The sequence below is a fragment of the Bradyrhizobium sp. Bra78 genome, from assembly GCF_024519855.1.
GTDB lineage: Bacteria > Pseudomonadota > Alphaproteobacteria > Rhizobiales > Xanthobacteraceae > Bradyrhizobium > Bradyrhizobium japonicum_G.
In genome coordinates this window covers 121,680-139,210 of record NZ_JALJRE010000009.1, presented here as the reverse complement: position 1 = coordinate 139,210, position 17,531 = coordinate 121,680, and the positions used below count along the sequence as shown (strand labels likewise).

Genomic DNA, 17,531 nt, shown 5'->3' with positions numbered 1-17,531 from the left:
TACCCAAGATGAGACATGGGGACTATCGGACGGCGCTGCGCATTCGGGGGAATGGCGCACGCACGTTCTGGGCGGGGGTGATGCTGACGCTGGGGCTGGTCGCAGTCCCGCACCTGGCGAACGCCGCGGATGCGCCGGTCGGCGACCAGGCGCCGATGCAGGCGCCGGATCTCGAGGTGGCCTCGGTCGCGACCATCGCGCCGGCGAAGACGCGCTTCCTGTCGCTCGGCGTCGGCAAATCCATCGTCATCGACCTGCCGCGCGAGGTCAAGGACGTGCTGGTCGCCGATCCCAAGATCGCCAACGCGGTGATTCGTTCGGCTCAGCGCGCCTACATCATCGGCGGCCAGGTTGGCCAGACCAACGTCGTGTTCTTCGCCGCCGACGGCCAGCAGGTCGCCGCCTACGACATCGCGGTGAAGCGCGACCTCAACGGCATGCGAGCCGCGCTGCGCCAGTCGTTGCCGGGCGTGCAGATTGAAGGCGTGGGCGACAGCGTGATGCTGACCGGCTCGGTGTCGAGCCCGGTCGAGGCGCAGCAGGCGGGCGACGTCGCCGCAAAGCTCGTCGGCGGCTCCGAGAAAGTGGTCAACAACATCGTCGTGCGCGGCCGCGACCAGGTGATGCTCAAGGTCGTCGTCGGCGAGGTGCGTCGCGACATCGTCAAGCAGCTGGGCGTCGATCTCAGCGCCAGCCTCAATGCCGGCACCGCGGTCGTCAATTTCAACAATTCCAACCCGTTCTCGGTCTCCGGCGGCCCGCTCGTCAGCAGCAACGGGCTGGGCGTCGCCGGCCTCGCCAAGGGCGTTGCCACGGTCAGCGCCACGATGCGCGCGATGGAGAGCGCCGGCGTGATGCGAACGCTGGCCGAGCCGAGCCTGACGGCGATCTCCGGCGAGTCCGCCACCTTCATCGCCGGCGGCGAATTCCCGATCCCTGCGGGCTATTCCTGCGATCCGGTCACCCACGTCTGTACCACCCAGATCACCTACAAAAAGTTCGGCATCTCCCTGAGCTTCACGCCGGTCGTGTTGAGCGAGGGACGCATCAGCCTGCGCGTGATGACCGAAGTCTCGGAGCTGTCGAATCAGAACGCTATCTCCGTGACACAGGCGGTGTCGGCCAGCTCGACCAGCTCGATCACCATCCCTTCGATCCAGACCCGCCGCGCCGAGACCACGCTCGAGATTCCCTCGGGCGGCTCGATGGCGATGGCCGGCCTGATCCAGCAGCAGACCAAGCAGGCGATCAACGGCCTGCCCGGCGTCGATCAGGTGCCGATCCTCGGCGCGCTGTTCCGGAGCCAGGACTTCGTCAACAACGAGACCGAGTTGATGGTGATCGTGACGCCCTACGTGGTGCGCGCGGTCGCGCAGAAGGAATTGTCCCGGCCCGACGACGGCTTCGCGCCGGCCTCGGATGCACAGACGGCGCTGCTCGGCCGCATGAACCGCCTCTATGGCATCGCGCGCCGCGTCGATCCCATCGCCGGCACGCCCGGTGATTTCGGCTTCATCATCGACTGAGACGAGCGGACGGCTTCGGGGAATGGGGCAAAATGCGGGGCAAGAGACGGGGCAAGAGGGGGATGAGGCGATGACGAAGACCATGGCCGATCGACGTCGCAATCTGAGCATCGCGCTGGCACTGACGGGGCTCTCCGTCGTGCTCGGCGCCTGCAACACCACCGGCGAGATCGTCACCCAGACGGTGCCGACCGACTATCGCCAGCGCCACCCGATCGCGGTGCAGGAAGCCAAGAAGTCGATCGTGATCTTCGTCGGCAAGGCTCGCGGCGGCCTCTCGGCCGCGCAGCACTCGGACGTCGCCGGCATTGCCCGGGACTGGGTGCGCGAAGGCACCGGCTCGGTCGTGGTCGACGTGCCGGTCGACACCGCGAATTCGCGCGCGGCGGCTGCGACCTATCACGAAATCCGTTCCGTGCTCGCATCCGGCGGCGTGCCCTCGCGCGCCATCGTCCAGCACCCCTATCGGCCCGAGGATCCCGGACTGCTGCCCACCATTCGCCTGAGCTATTCCCGCATCGCCGCGGTCGCAGGCCCCTGCGGGCTATGGCCCGAAGACGTCGGCCCCTCCATCCTCGACCCCGGCTACAACGAGAACCGGCCGTATTTCAATCTGGGCTGCGCCAGCCAGCGCAATCTCGCGGCGATGATCGACAACCCCGCCGACCTCGAGCAGCCGCGGACCGAGACTCCGGCCTATACCGCACGTCGCGACATCGCCTTTGAACGCTATCGCAAGGGCACGCCGATCGCGACTCCCAACCCCGAGGCTGACAAGGCCAAACTCAGCGACACAGGCAGATGACAAGCGTCCACGACGAAGAGGCGGACGATCCGCAGCACCCCGAGGAACACATTGCGCCGGTTCCTCGCATCTCCGTACAGGCGTTTTGCGAGACCGAGCAGACGCTCGCCGCCGTGACTGCGGCCGGGCAGGATCGCCGTCTCGCCAAGGCGCATCTCACCGCCAAGGACGGTGGTCTCGCCGCGGCGATCGAAGTCTATGAAACGATGCCGACGCCGAATGTCATCGTGATCGAATCCGACGGCACGCGCGACATCCTCGAGGGACTCGACGATCTCGCCGGCGTCTGCGATCCCGGCACCCGCGTGGTCGTGATCGGCAATCCCAACGACACCGCGCCCTATCGCGAGCTGGTCCGCCGCGGCGTCAACGACTATGTGGTGGGCCCGGTCGAGACGCTCGACGTGGTCCGCTCGATCTGCAGCCTGTTCTCGGCGTCCGAAACCATCATCACCGGCCGCGTCATCGCGGTGGTCGGCGCCAAGGGCGGCGTCGGTGCGTCCACCGTCGCGCACAATGTGGCCTGGACCATCGCCCGCGACCTCGCGCTCGATTCCGTCGTGATCGATCTCGACCTCGCCTTCGGCACCGCGAGCCTCGACTACAACCAGGATCCGGTGCAGGGCATCGCCAACGCGGTGCTGTCGCAGGACCGGCCGGACACGGCGCTGATGGAGCGCCTGCTCGCCAAATGCACCGAGCGGCTCAGCCTCCTTGCTGCGCCCGCCACCCTTGACCGCGTCTACGACTTCGGCGCCGAGGCCTTCGACGCGGTGTTCGACACGCTGCGCATGACCACGCCCTGCATCGTGCTCGACGTTCCCCATCAGTGGTCGGGCTGGACCCGGCGCGCGCTGGTCAACGCGGACGACATCGTGATCGTGGCCGAGCCGGACCTCGCCAATTTGCGCAACACCAAGAACATGCTGAGCGTGCTGAAGGCGGCGCGGCCGAACGACCGGCCGCCGCTGTACTGCATCAACCAGGTCGGCATGCCCAAGCGGGCGGAGATCGAGGTCAAGGCATTCGCCAAGACCATGGAGAGCCAGCCGATCGCGGTGATCCCGTTCGATTCGAAACTGTTCTCGGCCGCGGCCAACAACGGCCAGATGATCGCGGAGGTCTCCAAGAGCCACCGCACCACGCTGCTGTTCCAGAACATGGCCAACCGCCTCGCCGGACGCGGCGAGGTGAAGAAGCCGAAGCGCTCGCTGCTCGGGCCGCTCCTCAAGAGGCTGAAGGCCAGGTCGGGGCGCGCATCCGCCCCGCATCGCAAGGCGTCCTGACGTGCGCTGCGCGGCGGGCTACTTGTCCGCCCGCTGCTGCTTCTTCGCTACCAGCTGCCGCAGCGCCGCGACTTTTGCCGCGGCCTGATCCGGCGGCAGGTCGGCCTTTACGATGGCCTCGGCCTCGGCCTGCTTTCCTTCCAGTCCCAGCACGAGCGCGAAATTGGCGCGCACGCGGGAATCGGCGGGATTGCGCTCATGCGCGCGGCGCATGGTTTCCTCGGCCCGTGGCAGATTGTTCTGGAGCATGTAGGACAGTCCGAGATTGGACAGGACCTGCGGCTCGTCGGGCACGATCTTCAAGGCGGTCGCATAATATTGCTGCGCCTCGTCGTTGCGGCCGAGCTGATCGAGCGCAGCGCCTTGCGCCGACAGGATGCGCCAGTCGGGATCCTCGGGCGTATGCGCGCGGCTCAGCACATCGAACGCCTGCTGGAAATTGCCGCTGTCGGCGAGCGCGCGGCCATAGCCGGCGAGCAGCGCCTTGTTGCTGGAATGGGCGAGCACGGCCTGCTCCAGCACCGCGACCGCCTGCGCACGCTGTCCGGTTGCGCGCAGGGCCTTGCCGTATTCGAGCGCGGTGTTGGGGTCGCCGGGCCTCGCGCGATAGCGCTCGCGCAATGCGTCCATGTCCGGCTTCATGTCCGGCCTGGCGTCGGCCCTGTCGGCGGTTTCCGACTTGCCGCCGAGCGCGCCGGTGATGTCCTCGATGCCAGTGGTCTGGCAACCGCCGAGGGCAAGGATCAGAAGCGCGGAAAACAGATATCTCGCCGTAGGACAGGCAACGGACAAACGCTTGGACATACTCTGATCACTCGGCGACTGATCAGAGATGCTTACCGATTAACGCTAAAGTCCGGTTAAGGCCGCGGCCTTTACGAGCCTAGTCGGTGAATTCGGCACCGAATTCGCAGCCGATGCGCCAGCGCAGGCGGCACTGGCGGGAATAGTCCGGCGCGAAGATGATGGTGAATTGCGGCGGCACTTCCAGAAACTCGGCCACCACTTTCACGCCACCATCCGAAATATCCGTGATCGTGCAGTCCCGCGGCAGCGAGCCCGCGCCAAAATGGATCTTGGCAAGCCGCGTACACACTCGTCGTTCGCTTCTCCGGCGATTTGCAAGCATTTGAATTGTTCACCCGTTAGACCACGGCCCATCCCGCACCCCAAGGAGTAGCGGACATTCGTTGGGATGTGCTGAGTGGGGTCGTTCGCATTCGAGACGTAGTGTCTCCACCGCGTTTACGATGGGTTAGGGCTTTAGGGCCTCCAAACCTGTTCCCGTATTGTTCTTGCGGACACTCCCGCGCTCTGCTACCCTCGATTGTGCAAGAGGGCAGGCTGGTTCGGGCATGGTTCAGCGGGTTTCCACCGTCGCTTTTGAGGGGATCGAGGCCCGTGCGGTCGACGTGCAGGTGCAGGTCGCACCGGGCTTGCCGGCCTTCGCCATCGTCGGCCTGCCGGACAAGGCGGTGTCCGAGGCCCGCGAGCGCGTCCGCTCGGCGCTGATCGCCTCGGGGCTGGCGCTGCCGGCCCGGCGGATCACCGTCAATCTGGCGCCGGCCGATCTGCCCAAGGAAGGCAGCCATTACGACCTGCCGATCGCGCTCGGGCTGATGGCGGCAATTGGCGCGATCCCGCCGGACGCGCTGACCGGCTTCACCGTTCTGGGCGAGCTCGGCCTCGACGGATCGATCGCGCCGGTGGCCGGCGTTCTTCCCGCCGCGATCGGCGCCAATGTGCGCGAGGAGGGGCTGATCTGCCCGGCATGCTGCGGCTCGGAAGCGGCGTGGGCGAGCCCGGACATCCAGATCGTCGCTGCAAGCTCACTCATCCAGATCGCCAACCATTTCAAGGGCACGCAAGTGCTGTCGCGGCCTGTTCCGAAGGTGCACGAAGCCGCGGCCTCGCCGCTCGACCTGCGCGACATCAAGGGCCAGGAGAGCGCCAAGCGCGCATTGGAGATCGCGGCCGCCGGCGGACATCATCTGCTGATGATCGGCGCGCCCGGCGCCGGCAAATCGATGCTGGCGGCGCGGCTGCCCTCGATCCTGCCGCCGCTGTCGCCGGGCGAGCTGCTCGAGGTCTCGATGATCGCCTCCGTTGCCGGCGAGATCGAAGGCGGCGCGCTGACGGCACGGCGTCCGTTCCGCTCGCCGCATCATTCCGCCAGCATGGCCGCGCTCACCGGCGGCGGCATGCGCGCAAGGCCCGGCGAGATCTCGCTCGCGCATCAGGGCGTGCTGTTCCTCGACGAGCTGCCCGAGTTCGACCCGCGCGTGCTGGATTCGCTGCGCCAGCCGCTGGAGAACGGCGAGGTCTCGGTGTCGCGCGCCAATCACCGCGTCACCTACCCTGCCCGCTTCATGCTCGTCGCCGCGATGAATCCCTGTCGCTGCGGCAATGCGTTCGAGCCCGGCTATGCCTGCAAGCGCGGCCGCATCGACCGCTGCACCGGCGATTACCAGGCGCGCATCTCGGGGCCGCTGATGGATCGCATCGACCTGCGCATCGAGGTTCCCGCCGTCACCGCAGCCGATCTGATCCTGCCGCCGCCGGCCGAAGGCTCGGCCGAAGTCGCCGCGCGCGTCGCGGCGGCGCGCGACATCCAGATCGCGCGTTATGCGGATGCGGGCCTGCCGCGTGTTCGCACCAATGCGGAAGCACCGGCCTCCGTGCTGGAACAGATCGCCAAGCCGGACGCACAGGGCCAGAAGCTGCTGCGCGATGCCGCCGAGACCATGCGGCTGTCGGCGCGCGGCTATCACCGCGTGCTGCGGGTGGCGCGCACGCTCGCCGACCTCGACGGCAGCGAGAAGATCGGCCGGCTGCATCTGGCCGAGGCGCTGTCCTACCGCGCACTCGCGGAGGATGTGCGCCAGATGGCCTGAAGGCCGCGCGCGTCAACCCGGCGGTAACGAGTTTCCTTTACGCTCTGCAAACCATAAGGCCCATCAGTTCCCGTACAGGGCCCGGCGAGTAGCGTGTCATGTTGCGTTTCAAGGTCCTGGCCTCGGTCATTCCCCTGTTGGCGGCCGTAGTGTTCGCACGCAGTGAGACCGGATCGGTCTCGCATCCCTGCATCGCCCTGGGCGAAACTTCGGTCGAGCTGACGTCGCTGTTCTGGACCGCCGGCATGCATGTCGCCTTCACCGAAGACCCCGCGCGGGCCACGGTGCGGGTCCAGATCACCGACGATGCGGACGCGGCGGACTTCGCCGTCGTCGACGACGGGCCCGGTTCGGAATCGGAGTCCTGCCAGGCCAATCCTTCGACCCGCCTCATCTCGATTGCCGCGCAGCCCGTCGACGGCGGCCAGGTGATCTATCTCTCCACCGAGGGACCGGCGGATTACCGCATCTATGTGCGCTCGAAGACGTTCTCGCAGCGCGAGGCCGCGGCCCTGATCGTCGGTGCTCGCGGCGGCCACCGCCCTCTCCCGCTGCAGGCCGCCTCGCTCTGACGCATTAACACCTCGTCAACCCTGTTTGGAGGCAGCGGCGAAGCCTCAAACTGTTCGCAAGGTCGAGGCGACATCGTCGCAGGCGGCGGTGGCGGAATTTCGCAAAAGAGTCGGGGTCGGTGGCGATGGGTCGGACGTTCCGGATCAAGGTGCGCATGCGCCGCTTCAGGCGGCAGCATCCCCGCATAGCCTTCGCGATTCGCTCCTTCATGATCTTCTCGGCGACGTTCGGCGGCGCCTATGGTTTCGTCTCCGGCAGCCGGTCCGAGAATTCCGGCTATGATCCCAACACCTTTGCGATCGGCGCGAGCTTCCTGTTCGCGCTCGCCTGCCTCGGCCTTGCCACGCTCAGCATGCGGCTGCGCTTCGTCAACAAGCGGATGCGCTCGCTCGCCGCTCACAACGAGGCGCTGATCGACCGCAATTGGGAACTGAAGGAAGCCGAAGAGCGCGCGCGCAGCCTGTTCGAGCAGCAGGGCGATTTGATCGTGCTGCGCGATCGTCAGGGCCGCATCACCTTTGCCAACGACGCCTATTGCGCACTCGCGGGGCAGGCGCGCGGCGCGCTGGTCGGCACGCGCTTCGACTTCGACGTGCTGGAGCAGGGCGACAGCGCCCGCGAGAGCAACGGCACGCGTATTCACGACCAGAAGATCACAACCCCGCTCGGCGCGCGCTGGATCGCCTGGCGCGAAGGCTATGTCCGGCTCGACGCCGGCCAGCCCGCCGAATTGCAGAGCGTCGGACGCGACGTCACCGACCGCACCGAGACCGAGCGCGCGCTGTCCGACGCGCGCGACCAGGCCGACGCCGCCAACCGCGCCAAATCGCGCTTCCTGGCGATGGCGTCGCACGAGATCCGCACCCCGCTCAACGGCATCATCGGCATGGGCGGGCTCCTGCTCGACACCACGCTGACGCCGGAGCAGGCGACCTACGCCAGGGCCGTGAAGACCTCCGGCGAAGCGCTGATGGCGCTGATCGAGGAGTTGCTCGACTATTCCAAGATCGAAGCCGGCAAGCTCGATCTCGAGCAGCGTCCCTTCGCGCTCTCCGCCCTGATCGAGGAAATCACCGAGCTGCTCGCGCCCCGCGCACAGGCCAAGAAGCTGGAGATCGCCGCCTATGTCGACGAGCGCCTGCCGCTCGAGGTGGTCGGCGATGCCGCGCGGCTGCGCCAGGTGCTGCTCAACCTCGCCGGCAATGCCATCAAGTTCACCGCGAGCGGCGGCGTCGCGCTGATCGTCGAACCCGGTATCTGGCCGAACGAGATCTGCTTTCTGGTGCGCGACACCGGCATCGGCATTGCGCCGGAGGCGCAGTCGCGCATCTTCCGCGAATTCGAACAGGCCGACGAGCGCGTCGCGCGCACCTATGGCGGCACGGGGCTCGGGCTTGCCATCAGCGAGCGGATCGTCAAGCGCATGGGCGGTCGCATCACGCTCACGAGCGAGCCGGGCAAGGGCGCGACCTTCGAGGTCGCGGTGCCGCTGGCGTCATCGCAGATCGGCGCGGAACAGACGGCGTTCCCAAGTCCCGACCTCACGGGCAAGTCGATCCTGCTGATTGCCGACGGCATCGAGGCCTCGCTGATCGCGCGGCGGCTGGAGCGCTGGGGTGGCCAGACCTGCATGGTGGCGGACGCAGCGGTGGCCGAAGCGCTGCTGCCGGAGCGCTCGTGGCATTCGGTGCTGATCGACCGTGCGCTCGGCGCTGCCATCGCCGACCGCCTCGGCGAGGCCGCCCGGGCGCATGCGATGCAACGCCTCGTGCTGCTGACGTCGGGCTCGCGTCACGAGAAAATTTCGCCGGCCTTCACCGGCTTCCTGGTGAAGCCGCTGCGCGCGGCCTCGCTGGCCGCACGCCTCGCGCTGACGCCGGAGGTCGCCTCGCCCGATCTGGCGCCGGAGCCACCGGCCCAATCCACCGGCGCGGCACCGGCGAAGGGCTTTTCGGTCCTCGTCGCCGAGGACAACGAGATCAACGCGCTGTTGATGCGCTCGCTGCTGACGAAACTCGGCCACCGCGTCGTCATCGCCGTCCATGGCGAGGACGCGCTGGAATCCTGGCTTGCGGCATCATCGGCCGGCACGCCCTATGATCTGGTCCTGATGGACATCCAGATGCCGCAGCTCGACGGCATCGAGGCGACAAAACGCATCCGCACGCATGAGGCAGCCAAGGGTGGCCCCCACACGCCGATCCTGGCGCTCACCGCCAATACGCTGGTGGAGGATCGCTACGCCTGCTTCGAGGCGGGCATGAACGGATTCCTGATCAAGCCGCTCGATCGCGAGAAGCTGGAGGAGGCGCTGGCCGGGCTGGCGGCGTCGCGGCAGATCGCGGTGTAGAAAGGGTGTCCGCCGTCATTGCGGGGAGCCCTTGCGACGAAGCAAGCCAGACTGCCACCACGGAAAGATTCTGCATTGCCTCGCTGCGCTCGCAGTGACGATGTGGTGGCAGGCGCGAATCTCGTACGGTCGGCAAAGCGTGGCGTGCGCACCATTCACGTTCGACAATGCGGATGGATGGTGGGCACGGCGCTTCGCGCCTTTGCCCACCCTGCGACACCGAGCTCTACAGTCGTCGCAGCGCCACGCTCGCCACCGTGTGATCCGCGCCCTTCTTCAGGATCAGTGTCGCGCGGGGGCGGGTCGGCAGGATGTTGTCCTCGAGATTGGCGAGGTTGGTGCGCTCCCAGATCGCGATCGCGGTGGCGGTGGCTTCCTCGTCGGACAACAGCGCATAGCGGTTGAAGTAGGATTTTGGATTGGTGAACGCGGTGTCGCGCAGCGACAGGAAACGCCTGATGTACCACTGCCGCAGCGCGGCCTCTTCGGCGTCGATATAGACCGAGAAATCGAAGAAGTCGGAGACCACGGGCACGGCCTTGCCGTCACGCGGCAGCTTGCCGGTCTGCAGCACGTTGACGCCCTCGACGATCAGGATGTCGGGCTGGTCGATCTCGGCCCACTGGTTCGGTACGATGTCGTAGGTCAGATGCGAATAGACCGGCGCCCGCACGTGGCGGCGGCCGGCCTTGATGTCGGAGAGGAAGCTGAGCAGCAGCGGCAGGTCGTAGCTCTCGGGAAAACCCTTCTTCTGCATGATGCCCTGCCGTTCGAGCACGGCATTGGGATACAGGAAGCCGTCGGTGGTGATCAGCTCGACCTTGGGACGCGGCGACCAGCGCGCCAGCAATGCCTGGAGCACGCGTGCCGTGGTGGATTTTCCGACCGCGACCGACCCGGCAACGCCGATGATGTAGGGCATCTTGCGGTCGCGGATGTTGAGGAACTGGCGCTCCGCGTAATACAGGCGCTGCATCGCATCGACATAGATCGACAACAGGCGCGACAGCGGCAGGTAGATGTCCTCGACCTCCTGCAGGTCGAGGCGATCGTGCAGCGAGCGCAGCCGGTCGAACTCGCCGGGCTCCAGCGTCATCGGCGTGTCGTCGCGCAGTCGCGACCACTGCTCGCGCGTGTAGACACGGTACGGATTATACTGCTGCTCGGGTGCGCGGATATCCATGACGCGACTCTCCACCTCGGCTAGTTGCCGCCCTTGCGCGACGCCTTTTCTTCCAACCCAGACATATTGGTCCGCTTGTCCAGTGCGGCCTCGACCTCCTCCAGCTTTACGCCGCGGGCCTTGAGCAACACAAGGAAATGGTACAGCAGGTCGGCGCCTTCAGCGATCAGATGATCGCGATCGTTTTCGACTGCTGCGATGACGGTTTCGACTGCTTCCTCACCGAACTTCTTGGCGCAATGTTCGGCGCCCTTGTCCAGGAGCTTGCGGGTGTACGAGGCCTCGCCGCCGGCCGCCGCCCGGGCGTCGATGGTCTGGGCCAGATCGTGGATCGTGAAACGCGGCATTCAGAATACTCGGAAAACGCGGCCTGACTGATGACCTTGGCGGGTGACAGCCGGTCCCCACCGGCTGATCTAGCATTTTTATCGACGGGAGTCGTCAGGCATCGAGGCGCATGGGCAGCCCGCGCCGGGACATGTGCTCCTTGGCTTCGCGAATGGTGAATTCCCCGAAGTGGAAGATGGAGGCGGCCAGCACCGCGGTGGCGTGGCCGTCGCGGATACCGTCGACCAGGTGATCGAGATTGCCGACGCCGCCCGAGGCGATCACCGGAACGGGAACGCTGTCGGCGATCGCTCGGGTCAGCGGGAGGTCGAACCCCTGCCTGGTACCGTCGCGGTCCATCGAGGTGAGCAGGATCTCGCCCGCGCCGAGCGAGACCACTTCCTGGGCGTATTCGATGGCGTCGATCCCGGTCGAGTTGCGGCCACCATGGGTAAAGATCTCCCAGCGCTCTCCGCCACCGGCGCGCTTGACCCGCTTGGCGTCGATCGCGACCACCACGCACTGCTCGCCGAATTTTTCTGCGGCTTCCTTGACGAACTCGCGACGCGACACCGCGGCGCTGTTGATCGAGACCTTGTCGGCGCCCGCACGCAGCAGCGTCTTGATGTCGTTGACCTCACGCACGCCGCCGCCGACGGTGACGGGCATGAAGCAGGCCTCGGCCGTGCGCCGGACCACGTCCAGCATGATGCCGCGGTTCTCATGGGTCGCGGTGATGTCGAGGAAGGTGAGCTCGTCGGCGCCGGCGGCGTCATAGGCGATCGCCGCTTCGACGGGATCGCCGGCATCGCGCAAATCGACGAAGTTGACGCCCTTGACGACCCGGCCGTCCTTGACGTCGAGGCAGGGGATCACGCGCACCTTGAACATCGGATGTCTCCTAGCCGCGCGCGTTGCGGATCAGGGTGAGGGCAGAAGCTGGATCGAGCCGGCCGTCATAGAGCGCGCGGCCAGCGATCGCGCCGGCGAGCTTCTTGGCGCGCGGCGTCAGCATCGCCTTGACGTCCTCGATCGAGGCGAGGCCACCCGAAGCAATCACCGGGATCGAGATGGCGTCGGCCAGCGCGATCGTCGCATCGAGATTCAGGCCCTTGAGCAGGCCGTCGCGCGCGATGTCGGTGAAGATGATGGCGGCAACGCCGGCATCCTCGAAACGCTGCGCGATCTCCAGCACCGTCACCTGCGAGGTCTCGGCCCAGCCTTCGACCGCGACCTTGCCGTCGCGCGCATCGAGCCCGACCGCGACGCGGCCGGGAAACTCTTTCGCGGCAGCCTTCACCAGTTCAGGGTCGCGCACCGCGGCGGTGCCGATGATGACGCGGGTGATGCCTTTTGCGAGCCAGGCTTCCACGGTCTTGAGATCGCGAATGCCGCCGCCGAGCTGCACGGGGATGCTGATCGTCTTCAGCATCGCCTCGACGGCCTGCGCATTCACCGGCTTGCCGGCAAAGGCGCCGTCGAGGTCGACGACGTGGAGATACTCAAAACCCTGCTCGGCAAAGCTCTGCGCCTGCGCCGCGGGATTGAGGTTGAACACGGTCGCGCGCGCCATGTCGCCTTGCTCGAGGCGCACGCACTGGCCATTCTTGAGGTCGATCGCGGGAAAAAGAATCATCTGTCGGCAGCGTCCTTTCCGCGCAGACGGTCTGCTCCCTCCCCCCCTGCGGGGGAGGGTTGGGGAGAGGGGTAGCCACAGGCATGGCCGTTGGGGCTTACCCCCCTCCCGAACGCTGCGCGTTCGACCTCCCCCGCAAGGGGGGAGGTAACAAGAGCAGCTCGCATCACGGTTTCCATCGCAAGAAGTTCGAGATCAGGGCCAGGCCAAAGCGCTGGCTCTTCTCGGGGTGAAACTGCGTGCCGATGGCGGTGTCCTTCGCGACGATCGCGGTAACAGGCCCGCCGTAATCGGCGCGCGCGAGAACGTCCGCCTCGTTGGCGGCGTTGAGGTGGTAGGAGTGCACGAAATAGGCGTGCTGGCCTTTCGGGCCGAGCGACAGCCTCTCCAGCACCGGATGCTCGCGCAGCACGTCGAGCGTGTTCCAGCCCATGTGCGGGATCTTCAGGCTCTCGTCGCGCGGCGCGATCTTCTCGACGTCGCCGCCGATCCAGTTCAGGCCGTCGGTCGTGACATGCTCCTTGCCGCGGCTCGCCATCAGCTGCATGCCGACGCAGATGCCGAAGAACGGCCGCGCCTTGACGCGCACCGCTTCGGTGATCGCCTCGACCATGCCGTTGACGGCGTCGAGCCCGCGGCGGCAATCGGCGAAGGCGCCGACGCCCGGCAGCACCAGACGGTCGGCGGAATAGGCCTGGTCCGGATCGCTGGTGACGAAGACCTTTTGCGGATTCTCCATGCTGCGCGCGGCGCGCTCGAACGCTTTCGCGGCGGAATGCAGATTGCCGGAACCGTAATCGATGATGGCGACGCTCATCTTGACCCTCCCGGTTCTGGAAACAATCCAATGATGCCGCCGGCCGGCAGCGGCGGCGGGTTCGAGAATTGCCGACCCGGCGTGTTGCGGGTCGGCGGCGGTCCGCCACGATCGACGGCCCATTGATCGTTGACGATGCCGTGCTGCTTCTGGCTCCAGCGCTCGAAGAAGCGGCGCTCGGCTGTGTCTTCGTCATCCCCGACGACGACATCGAGCTGGCTCCAGCTGCCGCGTGACAGGGTCCAGCGGCGCAGGCTCGACGCTTCAAACCCCATCAGCAGCGCGACGATGATGTCGGCGACGAAGATCGACAAACGGCCGAGGCCGAGGGTGGACAGCCCGGCGTTGAACGCGGCGACGAAGATCACCCAGCCGATCAGCGCCAGCCACAGCCGATTCCACAGCAGCCAGACCGGGCCGAAGATCATCGCCCAGAAATGGAAGCCGTCGCGCACGAAGACGAATTTGTCGGTCGCGCGCAGGTCGGCTCCGGCAGGGGAGGGAGCATGAACTGTGTAGACAGGCATGGTGATGCCCCGTTCTCAAGAATTCAGTGATACCGCAAGCGGCGCGTTTCGCCGCCGAGCGGAGATGTCAGCCGCCGAGCGAGCCCTTGGTGGACGGGATCTCGCCCACAGCCTTCGGATCGATCGCGACGGCGGTGCGCAGCGCCCGCGCCAGACCCTTGAAGCAGGATTCGGCGATATGGTGGCTGTTATCGCCATATAGGGTCTCGACGTGAAGAGTCACGCCGGCGTTCATGGCGAAGGCCTGGAACCACTCGCGCACCAGCTCGGTGTCGAACTCACCGATCTTGTCGCGGGGGAAGTCGGCCTTGAACACCAGAAACGGGCGGCCCGAGATGTCGATGACCACGCGCGACAGCGTCTCGTCCATGGGCATGTGCACGCCGGCATAGCGGGTGATGCCCGCCATGTTGCCGAGCGCCTGCTTGACCGCCTGGCCGAGCGCGATGCCGGTGTCCTCGGTGGTATGGTGATGATCAATGTGCAGGTCGCCCACCGCCTTGACCGTGAGGTCGATGCGGGAATGGCGGGCGAGGAGATCGAGCATATGGTCGAAAAAGCCGATGCCGGTCGCGATGTTGGACACGCCGGTGCCATCGAGGTTTACGGTCACCTCGATATCGGTTTCCTTGGTCTTGCGCTTGATCGTCGCGGTGCGCATTGAAAGCTTTCGCTATGGTTTTGGGCCGAAAACGCCGGTCTTTTAACAGCCAAATGACGCCTTCGCTACTGCGGGAACGCCCCGGCAGGGCAGCACTTCCGCCTATGGTGAGCGAAATCTAGGGCCGGAACGGCCCGTTGTGCCCCCGCTCCCGACCCCCTAAATCAGGCCGGACAACGAGGATCATTCATGCAGGACTCCCCAAACAGCTCGCCGGGCTGGCACGGCACCACGATTTTGACGGTCCGCAAGGGCGGCAAGGTCGTGGTCGGCGGCGACGGCCAAGTCTCGATCGGCCAGACCGTGATCAAGCACAACGCCAAGAAGGTCCGGAAACTCGGCAAGGGCGACGTCATCGGCGGCTTTGCCGGCGCCACGGCCGACGCCTTCACGCTCTTTGAGCGGTTGGAATCCAAGCTCGAGCAATATCCCGGGCAATTGACCCGGGCCGCGGTCGAGCTCGCCAAGGACTGGCGCACCGACCGCTATTTGCGGCGGCTGGAGGCCATGATGATCGTGGCCGACAAGGACGTCTCCTTGGTGCTCACAGGCACCGGCGACGTGCTGGAGCCCGAGGCCGGGGTGATGGCGATCGGCTCCGGCGGCAATTACGCCCTGGCCGCCGCTCGCGCCCTGCTCGACACCGACAAGGACGCCGAGACCATCGTCCGCCGCTCCCTCGACATCGCCGCGGATATTTGCGTGTACACCAACCGCAACGTCACCATCGAAGCCCTGGCGGCGGGCTAGAACTGTGACTGAACAGCGGAGCCCGGGATGCGGTGTAACCTCTCCCGCTTGCGGGAGAGGTCGGCGCGAAGCGCCCGGTGAGGGTTTTCTCCTCCGGGGGAATCCCTCTGCGGAGACAGCCCTCTCCCGCAAGCGGGAGAGGGAGCGCAGCATCGCTCTGGTTGCGCATGACGGCCTCTCACTGCAATGATACGCGCCCAATGACCATTGCCGATGGCGCCAAGCAAAGCATACGCACGACGATCCCCCCAACCTACTGGGTCGGTATCGCGCTGTTGCTGCTGGCGCTGCAGGCCTCGATCCTGCTTGCGATGGGCCGGGTGCCGATCTGCACCTGCGGCTACGTCAAGCTGTGGCATGGCGTGGTCAACAGCTCGGAGAATTCGCAGCACATCGCCGACTGGTACAGCTTTTCGCACGTCCTCCACGGCTTCCTGTTCTACGGCCTGACCTGGCTGCTGTTCGCGCGGCTGCCTTTCCTGCCTCTGTCCTGGCCGGCGCGGCTGATCATCGCGATGCTGATCGAGGGTGCCTGGGAGATCGTCGAGAACTCGCCGTTCATCATCGAACGCTACCGCGCCGGCACGATCTCGCTGGATTATTTCGGCGACAGCGTCGTCAATTCGATCTCCGATACGCTGTCCATGATGCTGGGCTTCCTCGCCGCGCGCCTGCTGCCTGTACCGGTGACCGTCCTGCTCGGGCTCGCGTTCGAAATCATGCTGGCGCTGCACATTCGCGACAATCTGACGCTCAACGTCCTGATGCTGATCCATCCGGTCGAGGCCGTGAAACAATGGCAATCCGGACCGCCGATCATCTGACGCAAAAATGCGGCTTGTCCCGGCCCGCATCTGATCCTAGCTAAGGTCCCATGACAGACTTCTCTCCCCGCGAAATCGTTTCCGAACTCGACCGTTTCATCGTCGGCCAGGCCGATGCCAAGCGCGCCGTCTCGATCGCGCTGCGCAACCGCTGGCGGCGGCAGCAGCTCGAAGGTTCCTTGCGCGAGGAGGTGCTGCCGAAGAACATCCTGATGATCGGCCCCACCGGCGTCGGCAAGACCGAGATCGCGCGCCGGCTCGCCAAGCTCGCGAATGCGCCGTTCCTGAAGGTGGAGGCGACGAAATTCACCGAGGTCGGCTATGTCGGCCGCGACGTCGAGCAGATCGTGCGCGATCTCGTCGAGGTCGCGATCGCCCAGGTGCGCGAGCGCAAGCGCAAGGACGTGCAGGCGCGCGCGCAGCTCGCCGCCGAGGAACGCGTGCTCGATGCCCTCGTCGGCGCCAATGCCAGCGCCGCAACCCGCGAATCCTTCCGCAAGAAGCTGCGTGCGGGCGAGCTCAACGACAAGGAAATCGAGATCGAGACGCAAGGCGGCGGCAGCGGCATGCCGATGTTCGAGATCCCCGGCATGCCCGGCGCGCAGATGGGTGCGATCTCGATCGGCGACATCTTCGGCAAGCTCGGCGGCCGCAGCAAGACCCGGCGGCTGACGGTGGACAGCTCGCACGAGATCCTCGTCAACGAGGAATCCGACAAGCTGCTGGACACCGAGCAGCTGACGCTGGAAGCGATTGGCGCGGTCGAGAACAACGGCATCGTGTTCCTGGACGAGATCGACAAGATCTGTGCGCGCGACGGCAGGGTCGGCGGCGACGTCTCGCGCGAGGGCGTGCAGCGCGACCTGCTGCCGCTGATCGAGGGCACCACGGTCTCGACCAAGCACGGCGCGGTGAAGACCGACCACATCCTGTTCATCGCATCCGGCGCCTTCCACGTCGCCAAGCCGTCCGACCTGCTGCCGGAATTACAGGGCCGCCTGCCGATCCGCGTCGAATTGCAGGCGCTGACCCGCGACGACATGCGCCGCATCCTGACCGAGCCCGAGGCCTCGCTGATCAAGCAATATATCGCCTTGATGCAGACCGAGGGCGTCACGCTCGACATCACCGATAGCGCGATCGACGCGCTGGCGGACGTCGCGGTCGCCGTGAATTCGACCGTCGAGAACATCGGCGCGCGGCGGCTGCAGACGGTGATGGAGCGGGTGCTGGACGAGATTTCCTTCACCGCCCCCGACCGCAGCGGCGAGACCGTCAAGGTCGATGCGGAGTTCGTGCAGAAGCACGTCGGCGACCTCGCCAAGAATACGGATTTGAGCCGGTTCATTTTGTAATTCCGGGCGACCGCGCT

The 17,531-nt window shown here is 66.2% G+C and carries 18 protein-coding genes; 9 read left to right on the top strand and 9 right to left on the bottom strand.

Going from position 1 to position 17,531, the window contains the following annotated elements; all coding sequences use genetic code 11:
• The first annotated feature begins 8 nt into the window (after positions 1-8).
• The 3 genes from OC450_RS20920 to OC450_RS20910 all read left to right on the top strand — a co-directional run bounded on the left by OC450_RS20920 (position 9) and on the right by OC450_RS20910 (position 3,617).
• Positions 9-1,526 (top strand): type II and III secretion system protein family protein, encoded by a 1,518-nt coding sequence (locus OC450_RS20920; RefSeq protein WP_211383795.1) that lies wholly within the window; start codon positions 9-11, stop codon positions 1,524-1,526.
• Positions 1,527-1,596: 70 nt separating this feature from the next.
• Entirely contained in the window at positions 1,597-2,331 is a 735-nt protein-coding gene (locus OC450_RS20915; RefSeq protein WP_211383794.1) for a CpaD family pilus assembly protein, read from the top strand.
• Positions 2,328-3,617 carry a CpaE family protein gene (locus OC450_RS20910; RefSeq protein WP_211383793.1) on the top strand — a complete coding sequence of 430 codons (1,290 nt, stop codon included), beginning with the start codon at positions 2,328-2,330 and terminating at the stop codon, positions 3,615-3,617. Before OC450_RS20915 ends, OC450_RS20910 begins: the two co-directional genes overlap by 4 nt.
• A gap of 18 nt (positions 3,618-3,635) precedes the next feature.
• On the opposite strand, the gene OC450_RS20905 is transcribed toward OC450_RS20910, so the two are convergent.
• Both OC450_RS20905 and OC450_RS20900 read right to left on the bottom strand, forming a co-directional pair.
• Positions 3,636-4,421 (bottom strand): tetratricopeptide repeat protein, encoded by a 786-nt coding sequence (locus OC450_RS20905; RefSeq protein WP_211383792.1) that lies wholly within the window; start codon positions 4,419-4,421, stop codon positions 3,636-3,638.
• Positions 4,422-4,500: 79 nt separating this feature from the next.
• A complete protein-coding gene (locus OC450_RS20900) occupies positions 4,501-4,746 on the bottom strand; it encodes a PilZ domain-containing protein (protein ID WP_027534981.1) in 246 nt (81 codons plus the stop codon).
• 226 nt (positions 4,747-4,972) lie between these two features.
• Between OC450_RS20900 and OC450_RS20895 the strand changes: the two genes are divergently transcribed.
• The 3 genes from OC450_RS20895 (at position 4,973) to OC450_RS20885 (ending at position 9,434) form a co-directional block, all read left to right on the top strand.
• Entirely contained in the window at positions 4,973-6,511 is a 1,539-nt protein-coding gene (locus tag OC450_RS20895; RefSeq protein WP_262048564.1) for a YifB family Mg chelatase-like AAA ATPase, read from the top strand.
• Between the two features lie 98 nt (positions 6,512-6,609).
• On the top strand, positions 6,610-7,083 hold the full coding sequence (locus OC450_RS20890; protein ID WP_211383785.1) for a hypothetical protein: 474 nt from the start codon (positions 6,610-6,612) through the stop codon (positions 7,081-7,083).
• Positions 7,084-7,208: 125 nt separating this feature from the next.
• The gene (locus tag OC450_RS20885; protein ID WP_256807485.1) at positions 7,209-9,434 is read left to right on the top strand and encodes a PAS domain-containing hybrid sensor histidine kinase/response regulator; all 2,226 of its coding nucleotides are present in this window, start codon (positions 7,209-7,211) and stop codon (positions 9,432-9,434) included.
• A 226-nt stretch (positions 9,435-9,660) separates the two neighbouring features.
• Here the strand turns inward: OC450_RS20885 and coaA are convergent, their stop codons facing one another.
• The 7 genes from coaA to hisB all read right to left on the bottom strand — a co-directional run bounded on the left by coaA (position 9,661) and on the right by hisB (position 14,585).
• Positions 9,661-10,617 carry a type I pantothenate kinase gene (gene coaA, locus OC450_RS20880; protein WP_211383783.1) on the bottom strand — a complete coding sequence of 319 codons (957 nt, stop codon included), beginning with the start codon at positions 10,615-10,617 and terminating at the stop codon, positions 9,661-9,663.
• A 20-nt stretch (positions 10,618-10,637) separates the two neighbouring features.
• On the bottom strand, positions 10,638-10,964 hold the full coding sequence (locus OC450_RS20875) for a phosphoribosyl-ATP diphosphatase (RefSeq protein WP_211383782.1): 327 nt from the start codon (positions 10,962-10,964) through the stop codon (positions 10,638-10,640).
• A gap of 94 nt (positions 10,965-11,058) precedes the next feature.
• Positions 11,059-11,835, bottom strand: a complete 777-nt coding sequence (gene hisF / locus OC450_RS20870; protein WP_256807484.1) for an imidazole glycerol phosphate synthase subunit HisF — start codon at positions 11,833-11,835, stop codon at positions 11,059-11,061.
• Between the two features lie 10 nt (positions 11,836-11,845).
• Entirely contained in the window at positions 11,846-12,580 is a 735-nt protein-coding gene (gene hisA, locus OC450_RS20865; protein WP_211383781.1) for a 1-(5-phosphoribosyl)-5-[(5-phosphoribosylamino)methylideneamino]imidazole-4-carboxamide isomerase, read from the bottom strand.
• A 166-nt stretch (positions 12,581-12,746) separates the two neighbouring features.
• On the bottom strand, positions 12,747-13,397 hold the full coding sequence (gene hisH, locus OC450_RS20860) for an imidazole glycerol phosphate synthase subunit HisH (protein WP_262048563.1): 651 nt from the start codon (positions 13,395-13,397) through the stop codon (positions 12,747-12,749).
• On the bottom strand, positions 13,394-13,924 hold the full coding sequence (locus tag OC450_RS20855) for a DUF2628 domain-containing protein (protein WP_256807480.1): 531 nt from the start codon (positions 13,922-13,924) through the stop codon (positions 13,394-13,396). The genes hisH and OC450_RS20855 overlap by 4 nt, the downstream gene beginning before the upstream one ends.
• A gap of 67 nt (positions 13,925-13,991) precedes the next feature.
• Entirely contained in the window at positions 13,992-14,585 is a 594-nt protein-coding gene (gene hisB / locus OC450_RS20850; protein WP_028150158.1) for an imidazoleglycerol-phosphate dehydratase HisB, read from the bottom strand.
• Between the two features lie 189 nt (positions 14,586-14,774).
• On the opposite strand from hisB, the gene hslV reads away from it, so the two are divergent.
• The 3 genes from hslV (at position 14,775) to hslU (ending at position 17,514) form a co-directional block, all read left to right on the top strand.
• On the top strand, positions 14,775-15,335 hold the full coding sequence (hslV, locus tag OC450_RS20845; protein WP_211383778.1) for an ATP-dependent protease subunit HslV: 561 nt from the start codon (positions 14,775-14,777) through the stop codon (positions 15,333-15,335).
• Positions 15,336-15,535: 200 nt separating this feature from the next.
• Positions 15,536-16,159, top strand: a complete 624-nt coding sequence (locus OC450_RS20840) for a DUF2585 domain-containing protein (RefSeq protein WP_211383777.1) — start codon at positions 15,536-15,538, stop codon at positions 16,157-16,159.
• Between the two features lie 50 nt (positions 16,160-16,209).
• Positions 16,210-17,514, top strand: a complete 1,305-nt coding sequence (hslU, locus tag OC450_RS20835) for an ATP-dependent protease ATPase subunit HslU (RefSeq protein WP_211383776.1) — start codon at positions 16,210-16,212, stop codon at positions 17,512-17,514.
• The last annotated feature ends 17 nt before the right edge of the window (positions 17,515-17,531 follow it).

What these genes read in the sequence shown, in the direction of transcription:
- hisB (WP_028150158.1), bottom strand. Translation starts at nt 14,585, where the DNA reads ATGCGCACCGCGACGATCAAGCGCAAGACCAAGGAAACCGATATCGAG.
- hisA (WP_211383781.1), bottom strand. Translation starts at nt 12,580, where the DNA reads ATGATTCTTTTTCCCGCGATCGACCTCAAGAATGGCCAGTGCGTGCGC.
- coaA (WP_211383783.1), bottom strand. Translation starts at nt 10,617, where the DNA reads ATGGATATCCGCGCACCCGAGCAGCAGTATAATCCGTACCGTGTCTAC.
- OC450_RS20905 (WP_211383792.1), bottom strand. Translation starts at nt 4,421, where the DNA reads ATGTCCAAGCGTTTGTCCGTTGCCTGTCCTACGGCGAGATATCTGTTT.
- OC450_RS20855 (WP_256807480.1), bottom strand. Translation starts at nt 13,924, where the DNA reads ATGCCTGTCTACACAGTTCATGCTCCCTCCCCTGCCGGAGCCGACCTG.
- OC450_RS20920 (WP_211383795.1), top strand. Translation starts at nt 9, where the DNA reads ATGAGACATGGGGACTATCGGACGGCGCTGCGCATTCGGGGGAATGGC.
- OC450_RS20885 (WP_256807485.1), top strand. Translation starts at nt 7,209, where the DNA reads ATGGGTCGGACGTTCCGGATCAAGGTGCGCATGCGCCGCTTCAGGCGG.
- hisF (WP_256807484.1), bottom strand. Translation starts at nt 11,835, where the DNA reads ATGTTCAAGGTGCGCGTGATCCCCTGCCTCGACGTCAAGGACGGCCGG.
- hisH (WP_262048563.1), bottom strand. Translation starts at nt 13,397, where the DNA reads ATGAGCGTCGCCATCATCGATTACGGTTCCGGCAATCTGCATTCCGCC.
- OC450_RS20910 (WP_211383793.1), top strand. Translation starts at nt 2,328, where the DNA reads ATGACAAGCGTCCACGACGAAGAGGCGGACGATCCGCAGCACCCCGAG.
- hslV (WP_211383778.1), top strand. Translation starts at nt 14,775, where the DNA reads ATGCAGGACTCCCCAAACAGCTCGCCGGGCTGGCACGGCACCACGATT.
- OC450_RS20840 (WP_211383777.1), top strand. Translation starts at nt 15,536, where the DNA reads ATGACCATTGCCGATGGCGCCAAGCAAAGCATACGCACGACGATCCCC.
- OC450_RS20900 (WP_027534981.1), bottom strand. Translation starts at nt 4,746, where the DNA reads ATGCTTGCAAATCGCCGGAGAAGCGAACGACGAGTGTGTACGCGGCTT.
- OC450_RS20895 (WP_262048564.1), top strand. Translation starts at nt 4,973, where the DNA reads ATGGTTCAGCGGGTTTCCACCGTCGCTTTTGAGGGGATCGAGGCCCGT.
- OC450_RS20915 (WP_211383794.1), top strand. Translation starts at nt 1,597, where the DNA reads ATGACGAAGACCATGGCCGATCGACGTCGCAATCTGAGCATCGCGCTG.
- OC450_RS20890 (WP_211383785.1), top strand. Translation starts at nt 6,610, where the DNA reads ATGTTGCGTTTCAAGGTCCTGGCCTCGGTCATTCCCCTGTTGGCGGCC.
- OC450_RS20875 (WP_211383782.1), bottom strand. Translation starts at nt 10,964, where the DNA reads ATGCCGCGTTTCACGATCCACGATCTGGCCCAGACCATCGACGCCCGG.
- hslU (WP_211383776.1), top strand. Translation starts at nt 16,210, where the DNA reads ATGACAGACTTCTCTCCCCGCGAAATCGTTTCCGAACTCGACCGTTTC.